Here is a 21,415-nt window from a genome sequence, read left to right on the forward strand (position 1 = left end):
TTCAGGAGGGTTTTTTTGTGCTCTTTTGGGAAGATTATGGAGCGAGATAAGTGGATCGGAGTTGGTTGCATGAATTATATCATCGCAGGAATAGGTTTGATTACGGTATTTTTGCTTGCTTGGCTGGCAAGTAGCGATAAAAAGCACATTCGGTATCGCCCTATCCTCATCATGATTCTGATTCAAATCTTGTTTGGCTTGCTGCTGTTGCGAACCAATATTGGACTCATTCTCATATCAGGTATTGCCAGCAGTTTTTCCACACTTCTGAAGTATGCCTACGAGGGGATCAATTTTGTTTTCGGTGGCATTGCGAATCCGGATGCGTCGCCGTTTTTCTTACAAGTTTTGCTGCCCATTGTGTTCGTATCGGCACTGATCGGCATTTTGCAGTACACGAGAATCCTCCCATTATTTATTCATTATGTAGGACTCGTATTGAGCAAAGTGAATGGCATGGGAAAATTGGAGTCGTATAATGCGATTGCCTCGGCGATCGTTGGGCAGTCTGAAGTGTTTATTACCGTGAAAAAACAGCTTGGTGCGATTCCCGAAAACAGGTTGTACACGCTGTGCGCCTCCGCGATGTCCACCGTGTCTATGTCGATCGTGGGTTCCTTCATGACCATGCTTAAACCGGAGTATGTGGTAGCTGCATTGGTACTCAACTTATTTGGTGGTTTTATCATTGCTTCTATTATTACGCCGTATGAAGTGAAGCCGGAAGATGATTTGCTCGATCAAGGAAAAGAAGAGAGACAGGCCTTCTTTGAAATGCTCGGGGAATACATTCTGGATGGATTTAAAGTAGCCGTGGTCGTTGCCGCGATGTTGCTCGGATTTATTGCACTCATTGCGATGGTGAACGGGTTTTTCAGTGCGGTATTCGGTATCTCGTTCCAAGCGTTGTTAGGGTATGTCTTTGCTCCGCTCGCTTTTCTTATGGGGGTTCCCTGGCATGAAGCCGTACAAGCAGGAAGTATCATGGCTACTAAAATAGTGGCGAACGAGTTTGTCGCCATCCTCGATTTTACGAAGATTCAAGGTCAGTTAAGCGAAAGAACGGTGGCCATCGTGTCTGTGTTTTTGATCTCGTTTGCGAACTTTGGCTCCATCGGGACGATTGTTGGCGCGGTAAAAGGCTTGAATGAAAGACAAGGAAATGTCGTTGCGCGGTTTGGATTGAGGCTGTTATATGGGGCAACACTCGTCAGCATTTTGTCAGGAATTATCATCAGCATTGTGGTGTGAGGGGACCCTTTCCGGGGTCTTTTTTTGCTACGTACGGTTTCGTAACCAAATGATGGGGAGCAGCGTCTATCAATTGAGATATTCGTCTTTGTTTCTCGGATCGTATCCTTCATCAAAGGAATGGGAATCACGGTTGTTACGATGGCTCCAATCAGCAAGAGACCTCCGAAAATAAGTGCGACGAGTAACCAGAGTGGCATCATACAACACCTCACTTTTACTAAAAGATACGCTTACCCGTGATGAAGTTGCGATGAAACCATTCAAGAGGAAGAAAAGGAGCGAATTCGGATGAGAAAATGGGTGTGTATGACCGTAATGGCAGGCTTGATTGTAGGAGGCTGTTCACCTGACACGAACGTATCAACAGATACAACACCACAGCCTGTAACTGAGCAGAAGCAAGAGGCGGGAAATAGCGGTGGCGACCAAAAGCAAGAGAAACAAACCGCTACCGTGCGTCAAATTAATCTAGATAAGCAATTTTTGCAGCTGCTCGCCAAAAACGAAATCAGTGGCTTCGATATCCACATCGGGATGAAGCGGGATGAGGTTTCTGCGCTATACGGAAAGGTAACGAAACAGGATTATTGGGATGGCGGGCGCTATGAAGTCTTTGAGAAGCTAGAGACTGCACTCATTTATTTTGATGGGCAAGATCGCGTATATGGAATTGATTTGGCTGGTCTTCATCTCAATGAAACGAATCTGGACACGATCCGTAAAAATCTGGGGGCGCCTGTCAGTGAAGAGAAGAGCATGTCCGATCAGGATTATGTCATGTTTTTTGAAGCGGGAGATAACTCCGTATTTATTAGTGCAAAGGACGAGAAATCACCAGCTGACAAAATAAGGATCATCAATAAAAAAATGATCGAGGAATCACCACAAAAAGAATAATAAAAGCCAAGTCAGAAGGCTCTCAAATGTGACCTTCCGACTTGGCTTTTTGTTTCACAATGGCATTACTCAACCGATCTTTTTCCAAACAGGATAGCGTCCAGTGCGAACTTGGTGCTGCCGCTAATTCCAAGAGAAACCAGCATGGCAAGCAAGGCCAGATCCAATTCATAACCAGCTCCGCCTTCACCGCCTAGGAAGCCGGCAGCGAGCTTGGCCTTAAAGATCGCACCAAGCATGACAACAGACAACGCACCTGCGAACACGCGAGTACCCAGACCCAGAATCAAGGCAATACCGCCTACTACCTCCAAGAAGGCTACGAGATAAGCAATGAATGCAGGGAGTCCCATGGTCCCGAAGAAACCAGCGACATTCTCCAGCCCCATTTGGAATTTAGCCACTCCGTGAATGGCAAAAGTCAGACCAGCAATCACACGTAGAATAAGTGCGCTCCATTCAAAACGATTAGACATGTATGAATCCCTCCGAAAATTTAAATGCGTAATAAAGTTACTTTTCGTTAGTAAGTATACAATAATAAATTCCTAAGTCAAGTGATTCAATAAAATCCCAGTAGTTGGCAAGTGTAATTTTCAAGGATGATTCACATCATTGGTTTTGATGGATGGAACAAAGAGCGTTATACTGGAAGGAGAATGAGGTGATACCTATGAAACAGTCTACCCTCTGTCCAAAGTTCGAAAAAGGTATGCAGTTGTTGGGGAAGCGATGGACAGGTCTAATCCTATACCAGTTGTTGTCGGGACCACAGCGATTCTGTGCATTGGAAGGGGCCCTGCCAGTAAGCGGAAGGCTACTTTCTGAGCGTTTGAAGGATTTGGAGAAGGAAGGACTCGTGCATCGGCAGGTGTTTACTGATTCTGCTCCTGTCCGTGTAGAGTATTCCTTAACGGAAATGGGGAAAGCTCTGACTCCGGTGCTCAAAGGAATTGAGTCTTGGTCGCAGAGCTGGATCGAGTTGAATGCAGACGAAATGGTTAACGACAGCGAAGAATAACACAGCTTATATAAAAAAGCATCAGGAGAGTACGCCTGACGCTTGCCACTATGAAAACCTCTGGAGACAGGGGTTTTTCTGTTATCCGTTAATGAATCTTCAAGAAGGGTCTTCGTTCTTTTCCTGCAAAGCCTTCCACTTTAAAAATTCAATATGCCGCTTGACCTCAATCAGATCCTTCTCTGTCAGGCCATCGACATCCAAAAAGGTCGCCGGTGTTTCCCGGACAGAACCGCGTTGCCAAGATGGTTCCTCCGTGCGACCGTGGAGAAAATCGGTGGATACTTCAAATAAATCAGCGACTTTCGATATCAGATGAGCATCGACGCCCTTCTTGTCACCTGACTCGATCCGCGAAAGTACCGTATTATGTATGCCCAGCTTTTCAGCTAATTGAAGTTGTGACCATTGTTTTTGTTCGCGCAGCCATTTAATGCGTTGACCAACTATGGACATCATGAAACCACCTTTATCGTTTTGGCAATTCCATTCTAACAATTTTCCAAAACGGAAAAAACAAGATTGCTAATATAACAAAAACTGTATTGACTTTGCTAAAATTGAAAGGATATGATGTAACTATAAATATTTGCCATTTTTGCAAATCAGGAGGGGATAACTGGTGGAACGACTCAACCTCCCGTTTATCGCGCAACGACGTAATGAGTGCAAGCTGACCTTGCAAGAAATGGCGGAAGCACTCGGGTTTCGAAATGCTTCGACATACTTGAAGTACGAGAAGGGAGAATATGACTTCAAGGCTAATCATTTGCCGGTATTGGCTAAAAAACTACGGTGCAACATGCTTGACCTTTTTATCAGGATGATTTGCTGATTTAGCAAAAGGGGTGGGATGGCTTGAACGCTTGGGAGGCAAATAGAAGGCAGCTGGAAATATGGAGAAAGACCGTCGCTTACGAAATTGAAATGATGGCGCCACAGAGTATGCCGGCTTGCGAGGGATTTCTCGAGCGCTTGGTCATGTTTGAAAAGGAGTTGGAAAACAACGCGCGATGCCCATATAGTACGACACATGATGGGAATGATGCCGGGTCGCGTCCGTTACCCATTCAGGAAACAGAAAAAAGCCCGGTACGGACTTCAACGTGACCGGGCATTCGTTATCTTTTACAGCTTGCTGATCTCTTCTTTTAGCAGCTCGGAATGGGTTCCGAAGACGACTTGCACGCTTCCTTGACCGAGTCGCATAACACCAGCTGCACCTAGGTCTTTCAAGGCTTTGTCGTTGACTTTTTTGTCGTCTTTTAAGACCAGGCGCAAACGAGTGATGCAAGCGTCTACGCTAACGATGTTTTCTTTTCCTCCAATGTGAGTGAGCACTTGAATCGCTTTTTCCTGCATCGAATTGTTCCTTCCCGTAGTTGTAACTGCCAGATCTTCGTCATCTTCACGCCCTGGGGTCTTGAGGTTCAGCTTCACGATCATGAAACGGAACAGGGCGTAGTAGACCACGGAGAATGCCAGACCGATCGGGATGATCATCCAGGCATTTGTAGACAGATGGAAGTTGATACCGTAGTCGATCAGACCCGCTGAGAATCCAAAGCCGTGCTTGATGCCCAGAGAGGTTACGATATACCCGGACACACCCGTCAATACCGCGTGAACGAAATACAGGAGTGGAGCAGCGAACATGAACGCAAATTCAACGACCTCGGTAATCCCGGTCAGGAACGAAGCAAGAGCTGCACCAATAAACATAGAAGCAACTACTTTGCGTTTTTCAGGACGCGCTGAGTGAATAATAGCGAAAGCCGCTCCAGGAAGTGCGAACATCATGATCGGATAGAAACCAGTCATAAACATTCCTGCTGATGGGTCTCCCGCAAAGAAACGATGCAAATCGCCGTGTACCACTTTTCCTGTCGCATCGGTAAAGTCACCGATTTGGAACCAGGCAATCGCATTGAGTACGTGGTGCAGACCAAATGGAACGAGCAATCGGTTAAAGAAACCGAACAAGAAAGAACCTGTTGCGCCGAGACCTACGATCCAAGAGCCCAATGAGTCGAGGGCAATCTGGATGGGCCCCCAAATGATCCCGAAAATCAAGCCGACGACCACCATGGAAAGGGAAGTGACGATCGGGACAAAGCGCTTTCCACCAAAGAAACCTAGCCATTCTGGCAGCTTGATCGAATGGTAGCGGTTGTAGAAAAACGCTGCAATACCACCCGCCATAATACCGCCGATAACACCCATGTTCAGTTTTATATCATCCGCGATGAAAGGCATGGCAGCAGGAACAGCTGCAAGTACTTTCGTCAATACGACGTAGGCAATGACAGCGGCCAAAGCAGCAACAGCATCTCCAGCCAAGCCAATCGCAACACCGATAGCAAAGATTAATGCCAGGTTGTCAAAAATGGCTGAACCGCCAGCAGCCAAAAGCGGAGCGATGTACGTGTCCATAAATGCTCCAAAGGCGCCGAGATTGAGGTCCTTCTCGAATTTGAGAAGACCAAAGCTTTGCAAAATCGCTGCGGCTGGCAACGTTGCGACCGGGAGCATGAGGGCTCTCCCAATCTTTTGCAGAAAAGCGAGCATAGGATAAAACCTCCTTGGAATGGGATGAATTTATCAGGGAAGCCGCTCTCCGGATGAATGGCAAAATGATGAGGGCACAAGGAATAAGCCGGAGAGAGACCATTCTGATCGAAATATTGAAAGCGCTTTCACTACTCAGGCGACAAAACCTTTTATAAGGCTTTGTCTTTCAGATATTGAACGACCTCGTCTACAGTTGATAGGGTAAGAACGTGATCGGCCAGTTGCTTCGCTTCCTCTAAGCTGGTGGAGCGAATACGTTCTTTGACTTTTGGCATGACCGAAGCGGCACCGCTGAACTCATCGAGCCCCAATCCGAGCAAGAGCTTGGTTGCCAACGGATCTCCCGCCATTTCCCCACACAGCCCGGTCCAAATGCCCGCCCGATGGGAAGCTTCGATGACTTGGGAAATCAATCGTAATACGGCTGGATGGTAGTAGCTGTACAGCTCGGCGATATTGGCATTCATCCGGTCTACTGCCAGGGTATATTGGACGAGATCATTCGTGCCGATGCTGAAAAAGTCTACCTCCTTTGCAAACGCATCTGCTTGCAGGCAGGCACCCGGAATCTCCATCATCATGCCTACGGCGATTTTCTCGTCAAAAGCGGTCCCTTCTGCTCGCAGCTCTGCTTTTGCTTGCTCCAGCAATCGTTTGGCTTCACGCAGCTGCTCCAAATGGGAAATCATCGGGAACATGATCAGCAGGCGACCGAATGCACTTGCACGCAAGAGAGCGCGTAATTGCACTAGGAACAATTCCGGTCTGGCTAACGAGATGCGCATGGCGCGGAAGCCAAGGAACGGGTTTTCCTCCTGTGGAAGCGCGAGTGCTGGCAAATGCTTGTCGCCGCCAACATCCAAGGTGCGAATGATGACCGGCTTGTCGCCAAAAGCAACGGCTACGTGCTTGTATGCAGCAAATTGTTCGGCCTCATCGGGAAGGGTGCTGCGATCCATGAACAAAAACTCGGAGCGGAACAACCCGATTCCTTCTACACCGGATGCGATCAATGCATCAGATTCTTCTGGCACAGCCATGTTTGCCATCAGGTGAACACGGTGTCCATCGGTTGTTTCGGCAGGCAGTTCTTTAATGGCTTCGTACAATTGGCGTTCCTTTTCTTCCTGCGCGGCTTTTTCCTGATAGGCAGCTAGTGTATCTGCATCGGGCGAAACAATTAGCTGTCCAGAGGTTCCGTCGATGATCAGCAAGCTTCCGGAGTCTACTTTTTCCATTAAGGTATCACCTGCACCCATGACAGCGGGAATTCCGAGCGAGCGTGCCAATATGGCTGCATGAGAGGTAGCGCCGCCTTTGGCCGTGACAATTCCTCGTACATGCTGGAGCGGAAGCTGAAGTGTCTCGGATGGGGTGACGTCCCAAGCAACCAGGATAAAAGGCTCTTCCGGGTAGGAGATGACGGTGTCACTGCCCGAAATATTTCGAATCAGACGGCGGCTCACATCACGAATATCATCCGCGCGTTCCTTCATGTAGGCATCGTCCATACTCTCAAAGAGAGCAATAAACTGATCGGCTACTTGCGAGACGGCGGCAGATGCCGCTAGTTGTTGATTTTCGATGAGCGCACCCATCTCCCCGACAAATGCCGGGTCATCCAAAAAGGCAATATGAGCAGAGAGGATGGCCGCTTTTTCCGAACCTAATTGTTCCTCTGTCTGTTCCTTTAGCTTTTCCAGTTGTTCGCGTGCTTGCTCTACACTCTTGCTAAGTAGTCCTAGCTCCTGAGCTGCATCCACTGGAGTGGTGGACTCTGCCTGCGTGATGGCTGTTTCGTGTGTGAGGCGTAAAACAGGGGCAATCGAAATGCCAGCGGAAACCGGGATTCCTTTCAACATACGTCCTTCACCTTCCTGTCCGTCGTTTACACGGTATGATTTACGAGGATTGCTCCAATAGCTGCTGAATCGCAGTGGCCACGTTTTGTTCATCCGCTCCGTCGATCTGAACGGTCAGGGTGTCACCTTGGGAGACGCCCAATGTCATGATGCCAAGAATGCTTTTGCCATCTGCGTGTTTGGTCCCTTTGCTCAGCGTAATCTTTGACTGAGATTGCGACGAACAATTCACGAGTAGAGCTGCTGGCCTCGCGTGGAGCCCACCCTCTACATTGACCGTTACCTCAAATTGAACCATGTTGTACCTCCCTAACCATTCGCTTCGTTTATTTTAAGACGACAGTCATAAGTGGCTCTTGACCTGCTTGCACAGTTGCTTTTGCCACTACATTTTTTTCAGCAACCATATCACCGTTCGTAATAACAATCGGTGTTACGATCGGACATCCAGCATCCTCCAGTACACTCTTGTCGAATTGGATGAGCTTGTCGCCAGCTTTCACTTGATCACCAACGGAGACAAATGGGGTAAAGCCTTTCCCGTTTAATTTCACGGTGTCGATTCCAATATGCATCAATATCTCAAGACCACTTTCAGTCGACAGCCCGATAGCATGGTGAGTAGGGAAAAGATGCGTTACCTTTCCATCGACAGGGGAGACGAGAGTGTCTGCACTTGGCAGAATCGCTACACCATCACCAACGACTTTACCTGCGAATACAGGATCAGGTACTTCGGACAGGGGGAGTACGGTACCTGTTAATGGTGCAAGAAAGGTTACCTCTTGTTGTTGTTTTTTACGGGAAAAAAGACTGCGCAGCATAAGTATCCTCCTTTTGCGTCTGAACCAAAAAAGGCATGAGACGGTTGAATTCATACGACGACATACTTACTATGTCCGTATGATCTCACCGCTCATGCCTAGTCGAGCTAGTAACACGCAGGATTATGATTTAATTTTGTTGTAATAAGCGATAAAGGTGCAGAGCCATATAACCAACCTCGTCTTCTGGTACAGCAATCTCGAGACGGGTGGAGATGTATTGAGCCAGCTCTGTTGCCAATTGATATGCTTCTGGCATAGTGGTTTTGACTCGGTCCAGAAGCGGGTTCTTGATGAATTTTTGTTGACGGATGCGCTCAACGGCAAAGCGCAAATGGGTAATGAGGCGTACGTAATCAATGGTACTGCGTTCAATCGTAATGGCTGTTCGCTCTTCAATCAGGCTTACCAACTCCGTGATGATGTTGGTGAATTGGACAGCCTTTTTTACCGGGACGTAGCTGATCGCGGAGTGAATGTGCAAGGCCAGAAAACCGATTTCACTATCGGGAATGTCCAGGTTGAATGCGTTTTTGATCATATCCGCTGCCCGGTTCGCCAGCGCGTACTCCTTCGTGTACAGCGTCTGGATTTCGAACAAGAAGGGATTCACGATCTCCATGCCGTTATTGAGCCGATAGATGGCAAACTGGATATGGTCAGGCAAGGCAACATGGACGTGTTCGTTCAATTCTGGCGTAATCTCACTCGCAATAAGAGCGATAATTTCTTCCGCAATTCCTACGACAGCAGGATCTACTTGGCTCAAGATGTTCTGATACTGCTTCTGATGATTTTCATTTTCGAGCCTGAAGCGCTTTTCCACACGCGAGTCTTGGGCGGGGATGGTATTCCCGGTTTTTGCGCCAAATCCGATTCCTTTTCCGAACAGGACAATTTCTTGTCTCGATCCGGGTTCTTCCACGAGTACGACGTTATGGTTCAATACACGCGTAATTGCGTACGTTTTTTCCTTTTCACGGGACAATCCATTCCACCACCTTTAGATAGACAAAAACGGTCCATGACCGTATTTGCTTACCGCAAGCGGTCACATCCAATTTAATGAAAAACGCCAATGAACCATGACGTTAATCAGAAAAAAGAGCCGAAAAAACCTTTTTAACAAGAAAAAGATCTTCTCGGCTCATGCCTGCATTACCAGTAACACGCCTTGTGAAAACGCTTCAATTAAAGCATATAATAGCTCACGTCTCGTACATTGTCAATCACTCTGTTAGCGGGAAAAACACGGTTGGCAGGAGAAGCAGGAACCTGTCCCGAATTGTTTGAACCAACGGGATAAGGGAAAAACAAAGCCAAGCGGACGCCTCATAGCAATCCGCCTGCTTTGTTACTTGGTGTACTTGTCGGCAATCGTAGATGCACAGAAGGAGTTCGGTTTGATCTCGGCACGAAAGTGATTGGTTTCTGCTAAGCTCAACAAAGACTGGATAAACTTACGGGTAGGACCATTCGTGCCGATATCAAAATGCAGGCGGATGGGAGTATCCAAGTGGCGGTCCCGCAAATATTGGCGTACTTCTGTGGCGAGTCCGACTGCGTACATCGCTTCCTGAAATATACGCTGTTGCAAGGATGAATACCGGCGTTCCTGAAATTTGTGATAGAAGAAGGTACCCCCATGGCCGGGACGGATCACTGTGATAACAAGGGCAAAAAAAGTCCCGCGGCTTTTTAATTGAGAGTCGGCCCCCACAATAATTTCAAATGGACCACCTATTGATGAGATGGTATGTTCGATGTGGGAAAACACTTCTTCTTTTGCCAGTAGACCTCTAGTCGGACTGTGAAAGCGATCAAATAACGTATTTGCAGAGGTTAAGCCCACTCACATCCCTCCAGAAAGAGGCTAACAATGATTTGCATACTTCTTCCTTACATCATTAATGTATGTAATCTCGCAGATAGTATGTGAACGGGTTAGGACAAAAACTTCTTGAATCAACTTTTTTGGGAAACATGGTCCGTTTGTTCGGGACGAAAGACTGTTTTTGAAGGAGCTTTAGGGAAACGTGATACAAGCAAATGAACATGATTATTATATGAAACAAGCCATGGAAGAGGCCCAGAAAGCCGCTGCGATTGGCGAGGTTCCGATCGGTGCGGTCATCGTGCGCGACGGGGAAATCGTAGGTCGCGGCTACAACCTGCGGGAAACACAAAAAGATCCTACCTTACACGCGGAATTGATCGCGATCCGGGAGGCAAGTGAACGCTTGGGTGGGTGGCGCTTGATCGGATGTACACTGTACGTGACGTTGGAGCCGTGTCCAATGTGTGCGGGTGCGATCGTTCAAAGCCGCATCGAACAGGTCGTGTATGGCGCTCGCGATCCGAAGGCGGGCTGTGCCGGGACATTAATGAACCTGCTTGCGGAACCGCGCTTCAATCATCAGGTACCAGTTATAGAGGGTGTTCTTGCAGAGGAATGCGGGCAGATGCTCAAGGACTTCTTTCGTGGATTGCGGAAAAAAAGACAGCCCGTACAGGAATGACCGGGCTGTCTGGACAAACCGTCTGTATGCAGGCGGTTTTTATTTGTTTACGTTTTGCAGCATGTTCAGCTCTTCTTCCGTCAGTTCGCGATACTCACCAGGGGCAAGTGACGGGTCAAGGTGAAGCGGGCCCATACGAATCCGTTGCAGATAGGTGACATGCAGGTCGAAAGCAGCAAACATCCGCTTTACCTGATGGAACTTTCCTTCCATGATAGTGACGCGAATCTCTGATGTTTCACCTGAAGAGATAATCTCCAGCTTGGCTGGCAGTGTAGTGAAGTCCTCTAATTCCACGCCTTTGGCAAACTCCTGTACATGGTGCTCAGTGACCCGGCCATCGATGCGTGCAAAGTACTCCTTGTCCACTTTCTTTTTCGGGGACAAGAGGCTATGGGAGAGCTGACCGTCATTGGTCAAGAGCAAGAGACCCTCTGTATCAATATCCAGTCGGCCTACTGGATGCACTTTGATTGCCCACTCGTACGGGAGCAAGTCCACTACGGTTTCATGGACATTGTCCTCTGTAGCAGAAACCACCCCAGGCGGCTTGTTCAGCAAAACGTATACCCAGCGCTTAAAGTTAAGCGGTTCTCCATCCACAAGGATTTCCTGTTCCTCGGGAATGACGTGCATCCCCGGGTCTGTTGCGACAACGCCGTCTACGACGATCAGTCGCTGTTTTACTAATGCTTTCACTTCCTTGCGCGTGCCGATTGCCATATTGGCCAGCACCTTGTCCAAACGTTCACGTTTCATATATTTTCCTCACTTTTCTTCTAATCGGATACCAATCGTGTGTGCTGTTCTTAGTTTGGCCTAATGAGCCGCGCAAATCAAGGGGCATGCAGAGGAATCGGACTTGCATTTTTGACTGTATTTTGCTATAGTAAGTAATGTTTCTGATAAACCAAATATGGAGAGATACCCAAGTGGTCATAAGGGGACGCACTCGAAATGCGTTAGGCGTCGTGAGGCGTGCGTGGGTTCGAATCCCACTCTCTCCGCTTAGATTTTTCGGATCGAAGAGAATGAAGCATATTTTTGCCGATGAGGCGGAGATATGCTTCCATTTTTTTCGGCAAGAATATACTTCAACATCAGCTCTGCCTGTATATAATGTTTCACAGAAAAAGGGGGTGTCTCTAAGTCGGAAAATCGACTTTTGAGATACCCCCTTTTTCATTCCAAAACCCTTGATCAATTCTTGAGTATACTGGTCTACATGGCCGAGCAGGAGGGTTTAACAATAATTACCCCTTACAGCCGTGTGCAAAAGCATGAAACAATTTTGAGTCGTACTTAAAGCCGTACATTTTGTTGATGTATAAGCAATAAAATTCGTTTTTCACTCTATACTTCATTGTGTTATATGACGATATATTAATTAGATATATTCATTATATATTTTATCTATTTGTAGCTGGGGGAGTGGGGATTATGAGCGGCAAGTTGGGAAATGCAACAGGAAAAACAGGGCTTACACTTCGCACCAAATTACTGGCGGGGTTTCTTACAGTTGTTGCGCTGCTAGCATTTGTGAGTACATTTGCATTAAGCCAGATCAGAGATTTGACCATGATATCCGGGGATATCGATAAGTCATGGATGCCAGCGGTTACCCTGCTTGGCACGGTGAATGGAGACATTTCCGACGTGGAGCGTCTTGCGCTCAACATTATCGTTGAACAGAACGAGGAGGAGCTCACGAAGCAGAAGGAGGCTCTGGATCAACTGCTTGCCAAGATCGAGGATGAACGGAAACAACTGAAGACGCTTGTGTATGCCAGCAATGCGGAAGGCAGTGAGATTGTCAATCTGTTTGAAGAGTTTAACACCAAATACGATGCTTATTTGGAAAAAATGCCTGCGTTCGTGAAGTTGGGCAGAGAAAACAAATATGATGAAGCAAGTAAGTTACATAGCGTGGCCTACCCTTTGTGGTACACGGCCAATGATAATATTGTCAAATTAATCGATATATACAATGAGGGGGCCGGAAAGGTTAGTCAAAGCGCTTCGGAGCTTTCCCAGCAAGCGTTTGTCATCATTCTTGTGGCTACTTTCGTAGCGGCGGCCATTGCGCTGCTTATCGCCTTCTTCATGGCACATATCATCTCAAAGCCAATCCAGCAAATAAATCAGGCCGCTGTCCGGATTGCGAGTGGCGATCTAACGGGCGAGACGATTGTGCTGCGTAACAAGGACGAGCTGGGCACGTTGGCAGCATCCTTCAACACGATGACGGCGAATCTGCGCGCTATGATTGAATCAGTAGCTACGACTTCTGAGCAAGTAGCAGCTTCGTCGGAAGAACTTTTAGCCAGCGCAGAGCAAAATGCGAAGGCATCCGAGCAAATTACCCTAACAGTGGAGGAATTGGCTACGGGTACCTCCGAGCAGGTGGATATTGTCAAGCGTTCCTCTCAGGCCATGGGCGAAATGGCTTTGGGTTCGGAACAGATCGCACAGTTGGCACAGAGCGTATCGATATCGGCCGTTGACGCGGCCAACCAGTCTGCGGAAGGAAATATGATCATCAAGTCAGCGGTCGAACAGATGAATACTGTCCGTAATTCTATCACATCCCTATCGGAGCTGGTTACGGGACTGGGAGAACGTTCGGCAGAGATCGGAACGATCACCGAGGTCATTAATAATTTGGCGAGTCAGACGAACCTGCTGGCACTGAATGCGGCGATTGAGGCCGCAAGAGCTGGAGAGCATGGCCGCGGCTTCGCTGTCGTTGCCGAAGAGGTTCGGAAGCTGGCCGAGGAATCCTCATTGTCTGCGCAGCGCATTACTGACCTGGTGCAGCTGATCCAGAATGATACAAGGCAGGCGGTTGAGGCAGTCAAAATGAACAGCGACGAAACGCAAAGCGGCATGGAAATTGTCACAGCAGCTGGACAGGCATTTGAGAACATCTCGAATGCGGTCAACAAGGTCGCGGGCGAGATTCAGGAAGTATCCGCAGGCGCGGAACAGATGGCGGCAAGCACGGACGAGGTCGTCCATTACGTGGAGAAGATTTCAACGATTGCGGAAGAAGCATCGGGCGGCGTGAATAACGTCTCTGCCGCTACGGAGCAGCAGCTGGCTTCCACGGAGGAGATCGCTTCGTCTGCGGGTTCCCTCTCCAAGATGGCTGAGGAGCTTCAGGAGCAGATTAACAAGTTCAAAGTATAGATTAAAACATTAGACTGCTTCTTCTGCTGCCCTGGGCGGCAGGAGAAGCGTTTTTTCATTAGCTTAGAACTTTTTTATAAAATTTTTCTGATCCTTTGTAAATCGATAGCCACGTCGTTCATAGAACCTGTGAGCATGTATGCGACTCGGGTGGGACAACAGTTTCATCCCAGAAAATCCATTCTTCTTTCCCCACTGTTCAAGATGTTCAATCAACATGCTACCTACACCTTGATTCCTATCCTTTTCTTTCACAACAAACCCTAGGACGTTTACGAAAGAGTCGGAAAAAAGCAATTCATAGGGACTTCCATGGATATATCCGATTACTTCGTTGTTCTGCTCACACACAAAGATGATGTATATCGCCAAAAGGTGCTGTCCCCCGAGATAATAGCTCAAGTGGGCCGGCATTTTCTTTTTTATATCACAAAAACTGTAAGCAAATCTCATTTTTGCGTCTAATAAGGTACAAACGAAACAAAGGAGCGTACAAATGCATTCCGATGACCGAATAGAGCGATGGTTTCAGCAATACGGCAACGATATTTACAATTACATCGCATATTATACCGGACGAAGAGATGTGGAGGATTTAGTCCAGGAAGTATTCACGAAGGCGCTAAAAGCCCTATCTGGTTACGAAGGCAGAGCGCAGCCCAAGACATGGCTTCTTACCATTGCGCGTCATGCAGCGATTGATTATCGGAGAAAGCAAAAAATGATGGAGTGGTTTCCGGAGAATGTCCTTGGCTTCCTTATTTCCAAAGAGCGTACACCGGAGAAAGCTTTGGTGCTGAAGGAACAATTGCAAGAAGTATATGAAGCAATGAATCACCTTAAAAGGACGTATCGAGAAGTTCTGATCTTGCGTTTGATAGAGGGAGCATCTACAACAGAGACAGCAGAAATCTTGGGATGGAGCGAAACAAAAGTAAGCACGACATTACACAGAGCTATCAAGGAATTGCAAAAACAAATGGGCAATAGCGGCAGGGAGGTCAATCTACATGACGCCATCTTTTGAAGAAAAAGAGATAAGCACAGTGCTTCAATCATTTCCGTCGCTTCAGATGGACGAGGACAAACGACGTGAAATCGCGAGTCATATCCGTCGAGAAAGGGAGCTGCTCAAACAGATGAAAAGGCGAAAAAGATATGCCAAGGTCATAGGGGGCGTTGCTGCTTCATTTGCTTTATTGTTTATTGCCTATCAGTGGATGCCTTCGGAGGCCGTGCCGAGCGCACAACAGATGAGCGCTGAGGAGGATCAAACGGCACAAGCCGCAGGACCGACATCCCAAACAGATAAGGTTCTGACCCTCGATTCACAAATTCAGGAGTATATAGAAGAAGCGATACATAAGACCAGCAAAGCCTATCAGCCCCAAAATATGACGGTAATCGTTACCGATCCAAATACCGGGGAAATTCTTGGGATGGGGAATCTGAAAAAACAGAATGACAATGACCGGGTTCCAGACATAGTAAAAGCAAAGCCAGATCCTGTGGCCGCATTTCCGATCGTGACGTTGGCGGCTGCTATTGAAGAGGGAAAGTATGATGACAACGAAACTTATAAGTCTGGAACCTACGAGATTACCCCGGGCAAGTTTATAAAAGACCATAATGTTGGTTATGGCTGGGGACAGATTACGTATTTAGAAGGTATCCAACGTTCCTCGCATGTCGCTTTTGCCAAGCTCAGTGAACAGATACCCGATGACTCATTACAGCAATATTTTGAACGATTCGGTTTTGGAGCGAAAACGGGTACCGAACAAATCAATGAACAGCCTGGAAAGATACCAAACATGGATACTCCCTATGATAAAGCAATGGCAGCTTATGGACTTGGGGGTTCTGCCTCTGCCATTCAACAAGTAGCTGCTGTCGGGGCCATCGCCAACGGGGGTGAATTGATGAAACCCCATGTCACGAGGGAGGAAAAGAATCATATCGACAAAGGGCGTCGAGTCATATCAGAAGAAACAGCCAAACAGGTTCGAGAAGTTTTAGAAGTGATAGTAAAAAACAAACCAGGCTCAGATACAGCCTTTTCCATAAAAGAACATGCAGTCGCTGGGCGCACTGGAATAGTGCAGAAACGCGACCAGCGAGGAAACTTCATCGAAGGAAAATATACGTATTCATTTATCGGATTTGCACCCAGCGATGATCCAAAGCTATTGGTTTACATTGCTGTTGATGACCCGGAGACAGACCTCTGGGTAAAATTATGGGGACAAGAAATTGTTGCGCCCCCTTTCAAAGAGATCATGGTAAACAGTTTGCAGTATCTCCAGCACCGATAATCAGCCCAACCATCAAAAAAGGAAGCATAGCGGCATACCCCTAAAGGTATCCGAATGCTTCCTCTCTTTGTTTTTCCCATCCTACTTCCTACAAAAATAAGGCCCACACCATTGGGTTTCATGGGTCTTCACATACGTCCAAGTAAAATCCTTATCCACGACGTACACATCGTATTCCTTTTCCAAGTCCGCCACAGAAAACTTCGCAGCATTTTCCAAGATCAACACTTCGTTTTCAAGCTGGTAAAACACATAGTACGACTCATGGGCTACCTGCTGAAAGGCTTCATCCGCTTCCTCTCGTTCAAGACAATCGCTCAGCTTATTGCTGAATAAATGCCACAGATACCCCTGGTAGCCATCTTTATTTTTGAGAAAAATCCTCTCTTTGTCTTCTTCGGTCAGATGGCTCGCAAAATGCTTCTCCCATTCTTCCCGTAAGTATGGTCCCCAAATAGACAGCTCTGTTGTCTTCGTGTTCTTTTCCTTTAGCCGGTCAGCTAGTTTCATTGGGCCCCTCCATGTCGGTACAAGATCATTTCTAAGAAAATACGTATGAAAGAGTGGGTCGGTCACGTTTCGACTATTGACAAAGAAAAATTAGGTGCATATCATAATACCTATAGGGGTATATGTATAAAGTTGATTGATCACATTTCCACTCAAAAATTCAGGAGGTAGACAACATGTCTGTACAATCAAATTTTTCCGCTGATAAAACAGTAGATTGCAAAGGCTTGGCATGTCCAATGCCTGTCGTGCGCACTAAAAAAGCGATGGAAGAGATGTTACCGGGTCAAGTGATGGAGGTACAGGCGACGGATAAAGGATCATTGGCAGACCTGAAGAGCTGGGCAAATAATACCGGGCATGAATTTTTGGGTACGGTTCAGGAGGGGGAAGTATGGAAGCATTTCCTGCGAAAAGCGAGTACCCATGAAGGGAAGGAGGAGACGAATTTCTTGCGGACTATTTCTAATGAAGAACTGCAAAAAAAGCTGGAAGCCAACGAGAAGCTGACAATGATTGATGTGCGAGAACCGGCGGAATACGCTTTTCACCGCATTCCTATAGCCATTTCAATACCCCTGGGAGTATTAGAGCAGCGCATGGATGAATTACAGCCTGATGACGACATCTATATCATCTGCCGATCCGGCAAACGCAGCGACATGGCTTGTCAGTTGCTGGCCGAAAAAGGTTTTACCAGAATCACCAATGTGCTACCGGGTATGTCCGGCTGGAATGGCCCGGCAGAAAAACAATAAGGGGGAGAAAAAGATGATGGAACAACAAACAGTCGTGAAGGCAATGACAGCACACGAGCTAACGCAGCTTCTTTTTGCTCAAGAGGAATTGTTTATTCTCGACGTTCGTAATACGAGCGATTACGAGGCTTGGCAAATCGAAGGGCATCGTGTAGTGAGCATGAACATCCCTTACTTTGATTTGCTGGACGGGGTGGAGGCTGTTCTTGAGAAAATCCCTGTGAAACAGAAGGTGTTGGTCGTCTGTGCAAAAGAGGGCTCGTCCATTTTTGTCGCAGAGATGCTGGCAGAAGCGGGCTTTACCGATGTTTCTTACCTGCAAGGTGGCATGAAGGCGTGGAGTGAGCATCTGGAGCCAGTGAAGGTGGGTGATCTCCGTGACGGCGGTGCGATTTATCAGTTTGTCCGCATTGGAAAAGGCTGCCTGTCATACATGATCGTATCTGGAGGGGAGGCGGCTGTCGTCGATACATTGCGGATGACGGATGTGTACGAAGCATTTGCAGCCAAGCATCAATGGACGATCAAGCACACCATCGATACCCATCTGCATGCCGACCATATTTCCGGTGGAAAGAAGCTGGCAGATCAGCTCGATGCATCGTATTGGCTTCCAGAAAAAGATGCGGAAGAAGTTACGTATTCCTATAGTAAGCTAGAGGAGGGGCAGGAAATCCAGGTGGGTGCAACCAAAATCGTGATCCTGCCGATTTATTCCCCCGGACATACCATCGGGAGTACGTCACTGATTGTCGATGGTACGTATTTTCTCACGGGAGACAGTCTGTTTGTCGCTTCGATCGGACGCCCGGATTTGGCTGGGAAAGCAGAAGATTGGGTGGGAGACCTGCACAACACCTTGTATAATCGATATAAAGAGCTTCCCGAGCATTTAGTCGTGTTGCCTGCTCATTTTGGCAGCTACACGGAGCTTGGTCCAATGGGGGCCGTGTCTGCCCGTTTGGGTGACTTGTATCGCAACAATCCAGGGCTAACGATTGCGGATGAAAGTGAATTCCGGTATATCGTTACGCATCATTTGCCGCCACAGCCGAATGCGTATCAAGAGATTCGTCAAGTGAACATGGGGAAATTAAGACCGAGCGAAGAGGAACAACAAGAGATGGAAGTAGGACCAAATCGCTGCGCCATTCACGATAAATAACCAAGAGGTAGTTCAAAAAATCGTCTTTTGATCACGAAGTAGTCCTGAAAGTTGAATCGGCATCGAAATTGGCGTTCACCTTCAAAGTCCGGTGCTCATGTAGGTCCCCTGCACTCCGCTCCTCCTTTTTCAGGTTCTCGCCACTTTCTCGGTGCTGAAAAGCCGACTTTTTGAACAGTTATTTATATAACAGGAGGAATGAAAACATGGCGGATATTGTAGTAGATACAAAAGGTCTGGCTTGCCCGATGCCAATCGTCAAAGCTAAAAAAGCAATGGACGGAATGCAATCCGGTCAAACCATGGAGGTACTCTCGACGGACAAAGGCTCTCTAAACGACTTCACCGCTTGGGTCAAGCAAACCGGGAATGAACTGGTTTCCCATGAGGTTGAGAACGGTGTGTACAAATTTTTAGTGAAAAAGCTGTAGGGAGACAGAAGCGAGCACGTTTGGATAAAGCGGCTAACAGTTCGTGCAGTGCTCGCTTACTCCTGATTTTCAAAAACAATACGTACGCCAAGGTGCGTATAGATTTCTTCTTTGTAGTGGCCATTTGGGCATTGCTTTTCACTGAACAAGGCATTATTGTGTGAGCGCAAAGGTTCTTGGCAGGTGGGGCAGCGATGCTGAAAAATGGATTTGAAAAAGGGAATCATCTAAATCACCTTATTCACAGTTATTTACTTGGAATTAATTTTACTTGATGATGGTTCATTTGAAAAGAGGGTTGAGCATTCCGATGTGTTAGGTAGGAATGCGAGGAGGATATATGGACGTTTTACTGCTTCTGCTCATGGTCTCTCTTGGTTTTGTCGGCTCCTTTTTTTCCGGATTGCTCGGGATTGGCGGAGCGATCATCAGCTATCCGATGCTCCTGTTTATACCGCCAGCACTAGGGGTGGCGCAGTTTTCCGCCCAGGAAGTTTCGGTGATATCGATGTTTCAAGTATTTTTCGCGTCGCTGTCCGGCGTACTGGCTTTCCGCAAAAGAAACGGGAAAAACTCGCCTCTGATTCATAAAGGACTCGTCAGAGATATGGGGGTAAGCATCTTGGCGGGTAGCCTGATTGGTGCGGCTCTCTCCCAATACCTGTCGAATGAAAGCATCAATGTGGTGTACGGGATACTGGCAATCATCGCCGTGATTTTGATGCTCGTGAAAAATAGAGGGACAGAAGCGGCAGCAGGGGAAGTAGCGTATAACCGCTTCATTGCTGCTGGTACTGCGTTTGCTGTAGGAATCGTATCCGGGATTGTCGGTGCAGGGGGAGCGTTCATCCTCATTCCGATTATGCTGACCGTTTTGAAAATACCTACGCGGGTGACGATTGCTTCATCTTTGGCTATTGTATTCATCTCCGCAATAGGTGGTGTGATCGGGAAGCTGTCGGGTGGGCAAATTCCGCTCATGCCCGTTTTGTATACGGTCATCGGCAGTGTTATGGGGGCGCCGGTGGGCAGTATGGTCAGCGCCAAGAGCGATGTGAAATATTTGCGTTATGGCTTGATTGTGCTGATCTGTGGAACGGCTATCAAGATTTGGAGTGACATTCTATAAGGAAAGATGCTTTTCGTTGCAAAAGCTTCTTTTGTTTATTTTAATACCCATACAAGTATAAGTATTTTTAAGGAGTGTTCTTACGATGGAAAAGCAAAAAGAAAAAACAACGATTGTGTTGTTCAGCGGTGACTTGGATAAAGCAATTGCAGCCTTTATTATTGCCAACGGTGCTGCTGCCTATGATCATGATGTCACGATTTTCTTCACCTTCTGGGGACTGAATACCATGCGCAAGGACGAGATCGTGAAGGTAGAGAAGGGGTGGCTCGAAAAAGCGTTTGGTTGGATGATGCCAAGAGGTGCCAAGAAGCTCGGGCTTTCTAAAATGAACATGATGGGCATGGGGCCAGAGATGATCAAGCATGTCATGAAAAAGCACAATGCCCTGACGCTTCCACAACTCATCGAGCTGGCACAGGAGCAGGGAGTGAAGCTGGTCGCTTGTACGATGACGATGGACTTGCTAGGTCTCAAACAGGAGGAATTACTCGAGGGAATGGAGTATGCAGGTGTAGCCGCTTATTTGGGAGATGCGACACAGGCAAAAGTAAACCTGTTTATTTAAAACAGCCCGCATTGGCAGCTTGCTTGACATTGCCTGGATTTCGCATAAGATACCTGTATGTAAGGTAGTTCCAAGATTGATACGTATGCCTTGTCGGGAAACAGGAGGAATTCATATGGATTACAACTACAGTGACGATATCAAAAGACGTTTAAAACGAATTGAAGGACAAGTACGCGGTGTACTGAAAATGATGGACGAGCAGAAAAACTGCAAAGACGTAGTAGCGCAGCTCTCCGCTGTTCGCAACGCTTCAGATAAGGCGATTGCCCAGATTGTTGCGGAAAATCTGCAACGCTGTTTGTTAGAAGAGCAGGCTGTTGGAGGAGACACGAGCAAGCTGGTGAAAGAAGCCGTAGAGCTTTTGGTTAAGAGCCGTTAAACCGATTATGGAGAGGAGCT

25 protein-coding genes, 1 tRNA gene and 1 pseudogene are annotated in these 21,415 nt (G+C 47.3%); 16 read left to right on the plus strand and 11 right to left on the minus strand.

Translation table 11 applies throughout. The features are described 5' to 3' along the window. Positions 1-69: 69 nt before the first annotated feature. Both C7R94_RS23410 and C7R94_RS23415 read left to right on the plus strand, forming a co-directional pair. Positions 70-1,251: a NupC/NupG family nucleoside CNT transporter gene (locus tag C7R94_RS23410; protein WP_106785237.1), complete on the plus strand. Its 1,182-nt coding sequence runs from the start codon at positions 70-72 to the stop codon at positions 1,249-1,251. Positions 1,252-1,542: 291 nt separating this feature from the next. Beyond that, positions 1,543-2,151 (plus strand): hypothetical protein, encoded by a 609-nt coding sequence (locus C7R94_RS23415; protein ID WP_199197959.1) that lies wholly within the window; start codon positions 1,543-1,545, stop codon positions 2,149-2,151. Between the two features lie 65 nt (positions 2,152-2,216). On the opposite strand, the gene C7R94_RS23420 is transcribed toward C7R94_RS23415, so the two are convergent. Then, on the minus strand, positions 2,217-2,627 hold the full coding sequence (locus tag C7R94_RS23420) for a DoxX family protein (RefSeq protein WP_106785158.1): 411 nt from the start codon (positions 2,625-2,627) through the stop codon (positions 2,217-2,219). Positions 2,628-2,824: 197 nt separating this feature from the next. Here C7R94_RS23420 and C7R94_RS23425 point away from each other — a divergent pair, with 197 nt between their 5' ends. Continuing rightward, the gene (locus C7R94_RS23425; protein WP_106785160.1) at positions 2,825-3,172 is read left to right on the plus strand and encodes a winged helix-turn-helix transcriptional regulator; all 348 of its coding nucleotides are present in this window, start codon (positions 2,825-2,827) and stop codon (positions 3,170-3,172) included. 99 nt (positions 3,173-3,271) lie between these two features. On the opposite strand, the gene C7R94_RS23430 is transcribed toward C7R94_RS23425, so the two are convergent. Next, positions 3,272-3,631: a helix-turn-helix domain-containing protein gene (locus C7R94_RS23430; RefSeq protein ID WP_233220644.1), complete on the minus strand. Its 360-nt coding sequence runs from the start codon at positions 3,629-3,631 to the stop codon at positions 3,272-3,274. A 163-nt stretch (positions 3,632-3,794) separates the two neighbouring features. Between C7R94_RS23430 and C7R94_RS23435 the strand changes: the two genes are divergently transcribed. Further along, a complete protein-coding gene (locus tag C7R94_RS23435; protein WP_047074382.1) occupies positions 3,795-4,007 on the plus strand; it encodes a helix-turn-helix domain-containing protein in 213 nt (70 codons plus the stop codon). A 23-nt stretch (positions 4,008-4,030) separates the two neighbouring features. After that, positions 4,031-4,282, plus strand: a complete 252-nt coding sequence (locus C7R94_RS23440; protein ID WP_106785164.1) for a hypothetical protein — start codon at positions 4,031-4,033, stop codon at positions 4,280-4,282. An 18-nt stretch (positions 4,283-4,300) separates the two neighbouring features. Here C7R94_RS23440 and nagE read toward each other — a convergent pair whose 3' ends face one another. The 6 genes from nagE to C7R94_RS23470 form a co-directional block, all read right to left on the minus strand. After that, positions 4,301-5,740, minus strand: a complete 1,440-nt coding sequence (gene nagE / locus C7R94_RS23445) for an N-acetylglucosamine-specific PTS transporter subunit IIBC (protein ID WP_106785167.1) — start codon at positions 5,738-5,740, stop codon at positions 4,301-4,303. A 152-nt stretch (positions 5,741-5,892) separates the two neighbouring features. After that, positions 5,893-7,605, minus strand: a complete 1,713-nt coding sequence (gene ptsP, locus C7R94_RS23450) for a phosphoenolpyruvate--protein phosphotransferase (RefSeq protein WP_106785170.1) — start codon at positions 7,603-7,605, stop codon at positions 5,893-5,895. Positions 7,606-7,645: 40 nt separating this feature from the next. Next, positions 7,646-7,903, minus strand: coding sequence for an HPr family phosphocarrier protein (locus C7R94_RS23455; RefSeq protein ID WP_007719815.1), 258 nt, complete (start codon positions 7,901-7,903; stop codon positions 7,646-7,648). A 28-nt stretch (positions 7,904-7,931) separates the two neighbouring features. Then, the gene (locus C7R94_RS23460; protein ID WP_048035526.1) at positions 7,932-8,429 is read right to left on the minus strand and encodes a PTS sugar transporter subunit IIA; all 498 of its coding nucleotides are present in this window, start codon (positions 8,427-8,429) and stop codon (positions 7,932-7,934) included. Positions 8,430-8,559: 130 nt separating this feature from the next. After that, positions 8,560-9,417 carry a glucose PTS transporter transcription antiterminator GlcT gene (gene glcT, locus C7R94_RS23465; RefSeq protein ID WP_106785171.1) on the minus strand — a complete coding sequence of 286 codons (858 nt, stop codon included), beginning with the start codon at positions 9,415-9,417 and terminating at the stop codon, positions 8,560-8,562. A gap of 366 nt (positions 9,418-9,783) precedes the next feature. Next, on the minus strand, positions 9,784-10,281 hold the full coding sequence (locus tag C7R94_RS23470) for a ribonuclease H-like YkuK family protein (protein WP_012683824.1): 498 nt from the start codon (positions 10,279-10,281) through the stop codon (positions 9,784-9,786). 184 nt (positions 10,282-10,465) lie between these two features. Between C7R94_RS23470 and tadA the strand changes: the two genes are divergently transcribed. Next, entirely contained in the window at positions 10,466-10,948 is a 483-nt protein-coding gene (gene tadA / locus C7R94_RS23475) for a tRNA adenosine(34) deaminase TadA (RefSeq protein ID WP_047074393.1), read from the plus strand. 39 nt (positions 10,949-10,987) lie between these two features. On the opposite strand, the gene C7R94_RS23480 is transcribed toward tadA, so the two are convergent. After that, positions 10,988-11,707, minus strand: coding sequence for a pseudouridine synthase (locus tag C7R94_RS23480; RefSeq protein WP_047074394.1), 720 nt, complete (start codon positions 11,705-11,707; stop codon positions 10,988-10,990). 159 nt (positions 11,708-11,866) lie between these two features. Between C7R94_RS23480 and C7R94_RS23485 the strand changes: the two genes are divergently transcribed. After that, positions 11,867-11,955, plus strand: a tRNA-Ser gene (locus C7R94_RS23485). 433 nt (positions 11,956-12,388) lie between these two features. Then, complete coding sequence (locus C7R94_RS23490) at positions 12,389-14,137, plus strand: methyl-accepting chemotaxis protein (protein ID WP_106785172.1); 1,749 nt, start codon at positions 12,389-12,391, stop codon at positions 14,135-14,137. A gap of 63 nt (positions 14,138-14,200) precedes the next feature. Here the strand turns inward: C7R94_RS23490 and C7R94_RS23495 are convergent. Further along, a pseudogene (locus C7R94_RS23495) lies at positions 14,201-14,497 on the minus strand (GNAT family N-acetyltransferase); the annotation flags it as partial. 136 nt (positions 14,498-14,633) lie between these two features. Between C7R94_RS23495 and C7R94_RS23500 the strand changes: the two are divergent. Both C7R94_RS23500 and C7R94_RS23505 read left to right on the plus strand, forming a co-directional pair. Then, on the plus strand, positions 14,634-15,164 hold the full coding sequence (locus C7R94_RS23500; protein ID WP_106785174.1) for an RNA polymerase sigma factor: 531 nt from the start codon (positions 14,634-14,636) through the stop codon (positions 15,162-15,164). Continuing rightward, on the plus strand, positions 15,148-16,452 hold the full coding sequence (locus C7R94_RS23505; protein WP_106785175.1) for a penicillin-binding transpeptidase domain-containing protein: 1,305 nt from the start codon (positions 15,148-15,150) through the stop codon (positions 16,450-16,452). Before C7R94_RS23500 ends, C7R94_RS23505 begins: the two co-directional genes overlap by 17 nt. Before the next feature lie 81 nt (positions 16,453-16,533). On the opposite strand, the gene C7R94_RS23510 is transcribed toward C7R94_RS23505, so the two are convergent. After that, complete coding sequence (locus C7R94_RS23510; protein WP_106785176.1) at positions 16,534-16,962, minus strand: DUF4275 family protein; 429 nt, start codon at positions 16,960-16,962, stop codon at positions 16,534-16,536. Positions 16,963-17,138: 176 nt separating this feature from the next. On the opposite strand from C7R94_RS23510, the gene C7R94_RS23515 reads away from it, so the two are divergent. The 6 genes from C7R94_RS23515 to C7R94_RS23545 all read left to right on the plus strand — a co-directional run bounded on the left by C7R94_RS23515 (position 17,139) and on the right by C7R94_RS23545 (position 21,395). Further along, positions 17,139-17,720 carry a sulfurtransferase TusA family protein gene (locus tag C7R94_RS23515; RefSeq protein ID WP_106785177.1) on the plus strand — a complete coding sequence of 194 codons (582 nt, stop codon included), beginning with the start codon at positions 17,139-17,141 and terminating at the stop codon, positions 17,718-17,720. Between the two features lie 13 nt (positions 17,721-17,733). Further along, the gene (locus tag C7R94_RS23520; protein ID WP_106785178.1) at positions 17,734-18,885 is read left to right on the plus strand and encodes an MBL fold metallo-hydrolase; all 1,152 of its coding nucleotides are present in this window, start codon (positions 17,734-17,736) and stop codon (positions 18,883-18,885) included. A 206-nt stretch (positions 18,886-19,091) separates the two neighbouring features. After that, the gene (locus C7R94_RS23530) at positions 19,092-19,316 is read left to right on the plus strand and encodes a sulfurtransferase TusA family protein (RefSeq protein WP_007719853.1); all 225 of its coding nucleotides are present in this window, start codon (positions 19,092-19,094) and stop codon (positions 19,314-19,316) included. A gap of 340 nt (positions 19,317-19,656) precedes the next feature. After that, the gene (locus C7R94_RS23535) at positions 19,657-20,445 is read left to right on the plus strand and encodes a sulfite exporter TauE/SafE family protein (protein WP_106785179.1); all 789 of its coding nucleotides are present in this window, start codon (positions 19,657-19,659) and stop codon (positions 20,443-20,445) included. Positions 20,446-20,530: 85 nt separating this feature from the next. Further along, entirely contained in the window at positions 20,531-21,013 is a 483-nt protein-coding gene (locus C7R94_RS23540) for a DsrE/DsrF/DrsH-like family protein (RefSeq protein ID WP_106785180.1), read from the plus strand. Between the two features lie 115 nt (positions 21,014-21,128). Then, positions 21,129-21,395: a metal-sensitive transcriptional regulator gene (locus C7R94_RS23545; RefSeq protein ID WP_106785181.1), complete on the plus strand. Its 267-nt coding sequence runs from the start codon at positions 21,129-21,131 to the stop codon at positions 21,393-21,395. The last annotated feature ends 20 nt before the right edge of the window (positions 21,396-21,415 follow it).

The sequence above is a fragment of the Brevibacillus sp. NRRL NRS-603 genome (assembly GCF_003013445.1).
Classification (GTDB): domain Bacteria; phylum Bacillota; class Bacilli; order Brevibacillales; family Brevibacillaceae; genus Brevibacillus; species Brevibacillus formosus.